This window comes from Micromonospora sp. NPDC002296, from assembly GCF_040296145.1.
Lineage (GTDB): Bacteria > Actinomycetota > Actinomycetes > Mycobacteriales > Micromonosporaceae > Micromonospora.
Window position 1 is genome coordinate 1 of the sequence record NZ_JBEOWQ010000106.1, and the last position, 4,918, is coordinate 4,918.

A 4,918-nucleotide genomic window follows, 5' to 3' on the forward strand; every position below is an offset into this window, starting at 1 on the left:
CGGTGGAGGTGGCGACGTAGACGTCGTTGAGGGTTCCCTGGGTGAAGGCGACGATGTCGTCCTTGCCGTCACCACTGAAATCCGTCGACGAACCCCCCAGATACCGACCACCCCCACCACCGCCACCACCACCGCAGTTGTCACTGACGAGGTACTTCTGGTGGTACTGGCCCGGGTAGGGCGCGAGCGAGACACCGTTGATGACGATCGGCTGCCCCACCCCGTTGTAGAGCTGTTCGTAGTGGACGTGCGGGCCGGAGGAGTTACCGGTGCTGCCGGTGACGCCGATCTGCTGGCCCTGCTCGACGTACGCCCCGTCGGGCACCGAGTAGGCGCTGAGGTGGAAGTAGTAGGTGGTCCAGCCGCCGCCGTGGTCGATGACCACGTAGTTCCCGGCGCCGCTGGGCTGCGCGTAGCGGCGGGCCACCCCCGCGGCGGAGGCGACCTGCGGCGTACCGCCGGTGGTGCCGCCGTCGGCCCGCACGAAGTCCAGCGCCTGGCGCACCTCGGCGCTGTGGTGGTCGTAGGTCCACCGCTGCCCGCACGGGAACGGCGCCTTGAAGTTGGGCGCGGCCAGCGCGGCCGGGGGCGCCGACACGACGCCGGTCAGGACGGCCGCGGCCATGGTGACCAGCGCGACGAGGCAGCGACGGAGAGTTCTCGGGTGCCGGGGCATGGCGGCTCCTGTCAGGGGAGGCTCGGGCGGGGAAGGTCGGAGCCGGGGGCGATCTGGTCGCTCCACCGCCAGCCGTTCTGCACGAGACGGCTGCCGTCGGAGAGCGACACGTAGGCGTCGGCGGCGCTGCCGCGGGTGTAGGTGACGGCGTCGCCGCGCCCGTCGCCGTCGAAGTCGCCGACGCCGGGCAGCTCGGTGCCGATCGCGAAGTTGCCGTGCCAGGTGGCGGCGGCGCCGAGACCCCCGCCGGTGGAGGGTCGGACCAGGACGTCGGCGGTCGCACCCCGGGTGAAGACGACGACGTCGTCGCGGCCGTCGCCGGTGACGTCCGCCAGCGCGGGAAGTTGGCTGCCGGTGGCCACGCCGTCGCCCCACTTCCATGCGTGCTGGACGAAGCGGCTGCCGTCGGAGAGCGAGACGTAGACGGCGCCGCCGACGCCCTGGAGGAAGGTGACGATGTCGTCGCGGCCGTCGCCGTCGACGTCGCCGACGGCGGGGGTCTCGGTGCCGGCGGCGAAGAAGTCGTGCCACTTCACCCCGGGCCCGAACCCGGTGCCGGTGGACAGCGCGACGTAGACATCGGCGCTCGCGCCCCGGGTGAAGGTGACGATGTCGGCCCGGCCGTCGCCGTCGACGTCGCCGACGGCGGGGGTCTCGGTGCCGGCGGCGAAGAAGTCGTGCCACTTCACCCCGGGCCCGAACCCGGTGCCGGTGGACAGCGCGACGTAGACATCGGCGCTCGCGCCCCGGGTGAAGGTGATGACGTCGGCCCGGCCGTCGCCGTCGACGTCGCCGGTGAAGGGCAGTTCGGCGTCGGTGGCGAAGAAGTCGTGCCACCTGCCGGCCGGTCCGAAGCCGCTGCCGGAGGAGATCGAGGCGAAGACGTCGGCGGTGACGCCACGGGTGAAGTCGACCACGTCGTCCCGGCCGTCGCCGTTGACGTCGCTGGTGTTGCGGCCACGGCTGAGCGCGGTGGCGGCACCCGACGCCGGGCCGGCGTTGCCTGCCTCGTCCAGCGCCACGACCCGGTAGTGCCAGCGTTGCCCGGCACCGAGCGGTCCGTGCCGGAAGCTGGTGGTCCGCACGGTGCCGAGCAGGTTGGCCGGGGTGGCCGGCACGTCGGCGGCGCGTGCGCCGTAGACCCGGTAGCCGGCCACGCCCACGTCGTCGGTCGCCGCCGGCCAGTTCAGGGCGACCGCGTGGGTCCGGGCGACGACGGTCGGCGCGGCGACCGTCGTCGGTGGTCGGGTGTCGGCGTACGGTCGCACCAGGCTGGACGCGGTGTAGGAGCTGGCGGTCCAGCCGGGTCGGTCGACGGCCGGGACCAGCGTCACGGTGACCGAGGACCGGCCGACGGTCACCGGGGCGGGCAGGACGAACTCGTCGCTGCGCCACCGCTGCGTGCCGTTGCCCTGCGGCTGGGACCAGGTGCCCACCGCGACCCCGTCGACGGCCACCGCCACCTGCTGGCCCGCTGCCCCCTGTTCGCCGGTGCGCCGCAGCCGTACACCCTGGTTGTCCGGGGTGACGGCGAGGCGGAAGCGGACCGGGGCCGTGGCGGCGCGGACCTGCCCGCTGACCGTCGCCGCGTCGTCGTCGCCCTCGAAGACCGAGGTGAGGGGGTACTGCGTCGCGGCGCCGTCGGAGTAGTCGTGGGCCGCGCGACTCGCCGCGTCACCGACGGTGACCGTGTCGGTGAGCGCCTGCCCGACGGTGGGTTGGGTGTAGAGGTAGGCCGTGGAGCCGTACTCGGCGGGCATGTCGTTGGCCGGGCCGTGCTCGATGCCGAAGCGCAGGCTGGTGCCGTAGTCGATCGAGTCGCCGATCATCAGGCGGTACGCCGCGTCGCACTCGTACGGGCAGCCACCGGTGCGCAGCTGGTGTCCGGGGTTGCCGGTGAAGACGCCGGAGTAGGTGCCGCGGTTGAAGTACCAGCCGGACTCGTAGAAGTCCTCGGTGCCGGTGCCGTGCAGCTGGGGCGTCGCCGAGCCGTCGACGTGGACTCGCTCGTCGCCCTCCAGGTAGTTGCGGGTGTTGCCGTCGGCGACGTGGCCGCGCATGGTCTGTGACACGCCGACGAGACGCCCGCGCCCGCACTGTTCGGCGACGGCCCAGTCCTGTCCCGGGGTGGTCGTCCCCCGCCGGGACTGGGCGGTGAAGTAGCCGGCGTCGCCGTCGGCGGCCAGGGCGTCGGTCCACTGGGTGCCGGGGGCGGAGGTGATCTCCCAGCCGACGCCGGCGAGGCCGACGCCGTCGGTGTTGACGAGGGTGACGGCGACGGCGGTCCGGAACGGCATCGGCCACCAGGAGCTGTACCAGCCGCCCGGGGCGGTGTCCATGGCGGACATCAGCGACCGGACCGACCGCTCACCGAGCCCGGAGCCGAAGAACTCTGCCACCGGCGAGTCCACTGTCGTACGGCCGTCGAAGGTGATCCGTAGCCGCAGCCGCCCGAGGCGGGAGTCGGTGGCGCTCGCGTCGGGCACTCGCAGGCGCAGCGCCGTGAGCGCCCGGGGACCGGTCAGGCTGGCGAGGGTGACCTGGCCGTTTGCGGGAACGGTGTGGGTGCCGCCGATCGTGGCCGCGCCGGGCTGCGCCGGCTTGGGATCGCGGGTGCCGGCGGCCCGCAGCAGGTTCACCACGTCGGTGGCGGTGTCCGCAGGATCGAAGGACGGGATTCCCTGGGCGTCGGCGAAGCTGCGGTAGGTGACGTGGTGGAACAGGGGGTTGTGCTGGGTGGTGACGCGCATCGACCGTCGGTAGGGCATCGGCACCTTGACGGTCACCCCGCCGGACGTCTGGTCGGCGTTGCTCACCAGGGGGTAGACGAACGGGGCGCCGAGGCCGCCGTCGACGAGGTGCTGCAACCCGGTGTCGACGACCGTCACGCCGTCCAACTCGATGCGGATCCACCCCGTGGCGTCGACCGCGCCGTCGTCGCGGGTGAACCAGATCGACTCGATCTCACCGGCGCCGTGGTCCTCGGCGATCACGCAGCCGCCGTCCGTGCGCAGGCAGGAATGGGCGCCGCTGAACCCGTCGTCGTTGCCGCCGGCCCGGTCGTAGCTGGAGAACTGTCGCGTCCGTGAGCCGCTGCCGAGGTGGGGCAGCCGGTCGAGGCGACGATAGACGTCCCAGCCGACGGCGCCGGGGTCGCCCGAGGCCGAGGCAGTGGTCGTCGGCGCGGTGGCGGGGCCCGGCGTGGCGGACGCCGCAGACGGCGCGGACGCGGCAGCCATGGCGAGGACAGCGGTGAGGGCGACGGTACGCAAGCCGCGCGATCGGGCCATGTGTCACCTCTGCGGGTGGGCTCCTGGACGGCGCCACTGGCGGAAGTGAAGCCAACTCGTTCGATTGCTGTCAATACCCACGGTCGCGACCGAGTGGGGCGGGACACCCCGTCGTTCGACATTCCCGCAGGTGGGAGCCGATCTCGGGACCTCCACCCGCACGAAAGTTTCTTCCTTGACTGCATCGTCGAGTGGCCGTAAGTTTCACCCATCTATCGACAGATGCCTTCGCATTGCTCGCCGCTGTCCTCGCCTCCCGGCACAGCGGCCCACCACCCGGACCACCGTTCCCCGCTTCCCGGAGGGGCCGTCATGGACACTCCCACCCGAACACCCGCCGTCTTCCCCCTCGCGGCCCGGCTGGCCGCTGCCGTCGCCGTCACGCTGGCGGTGACGGCCCCGGTCGCACCCGTCGCAGCGGCCCCGTCGAACGACAACTTCGGCACGCTGGCCTGCACCTCGATACCGGCGAACCACGACCCGTCGATCATCGTGATCGTGCACCGGGTGGGCCTCAACCTTCGCGTCAACGACAAGGTGATGCTCGCCGGCTTCGAGACCGGCTGGGTCGAGTCCCACATGAACAACCTGCCCTGCGGGGACAAGTCCTCCCTCGGCGTGTTCCAGCAGCGCTGGGACTACGGCTGGGGCACGCCGGAGCAGATCATGGACCCGGTCTACTCGTCGACGCAGTTCTTCACCAGGGCGATCGCCTGCGACCGCGACAACCCCGGCTTCACCGCCGGCCAGGTCGCGCAGTGCGTCCAGCGATCCGGCTTCCCCGACCGCTACGACCAGTCACAGGCGAAGGCCCGGTCACTGCTCGCCGAGGCCCGGCGGGTCACCGGCATCGCCCCGGGTTCGTCGACGGATTTCAGTGGTGACGGCAAGGACGACATCGTCGCCTTCACCCAGGGAACCCTCAACGACGTCTACGTCGCCACCTCCACCG

2 protein-coding genes and 1 pseudogene are annotated in these 4,918 nt (G+C 72.2%); 1 reads left to right on the forward strand and 2 read right to left on the reverse strand.

The window, feature by feature from the left end; genetic code table 11:
* Positions 1-625, reverse strand: a 625-nt coding sequence (locus tag ABT023_RS28810; RefSeq protein ID WP_350889819.1) for a M23 family metallopeptidase, incomplete at its 3' end; no start/stop codon positions are given.
* Positions 626-687: 62 nt separating this feature from the next.
* Positions 688-3,966 carry a DUF2961 domain-containing protein gene (locus ABT023_RS28815; RefSeq protein ID WP_350889817.1) on the reverse strand — a complete coding sequence of 1,093 codons (3,279 nt, stop codon included), beginning with the start codon at positions 3,964-3,966 and terminating at the stop codon, positions 688-690.
* A gap of 312 nt (positions 3,967-4,278) precedes the next feature.
* Between ABT023_RS28815 and ABT023_RS28820 the strand changes: the two are divergent.
* A pseudogene (locus ABT023_RS28820) lies at positions 4,279-4,918 on the forward strand (FG-GAP repeat domain-containing protein); the annotation flags it as partial.

What these genes read in the sequence shown, in the direction of transcription:
- ABT023_RS28815 (WP_350889817.1), bottom strand. Translation starts at nt 3,966, where the DNA reads ATGGCCCGATCGCGCGGCTTGCGTACCGTCGCCCTCACCGCTGTCCTC.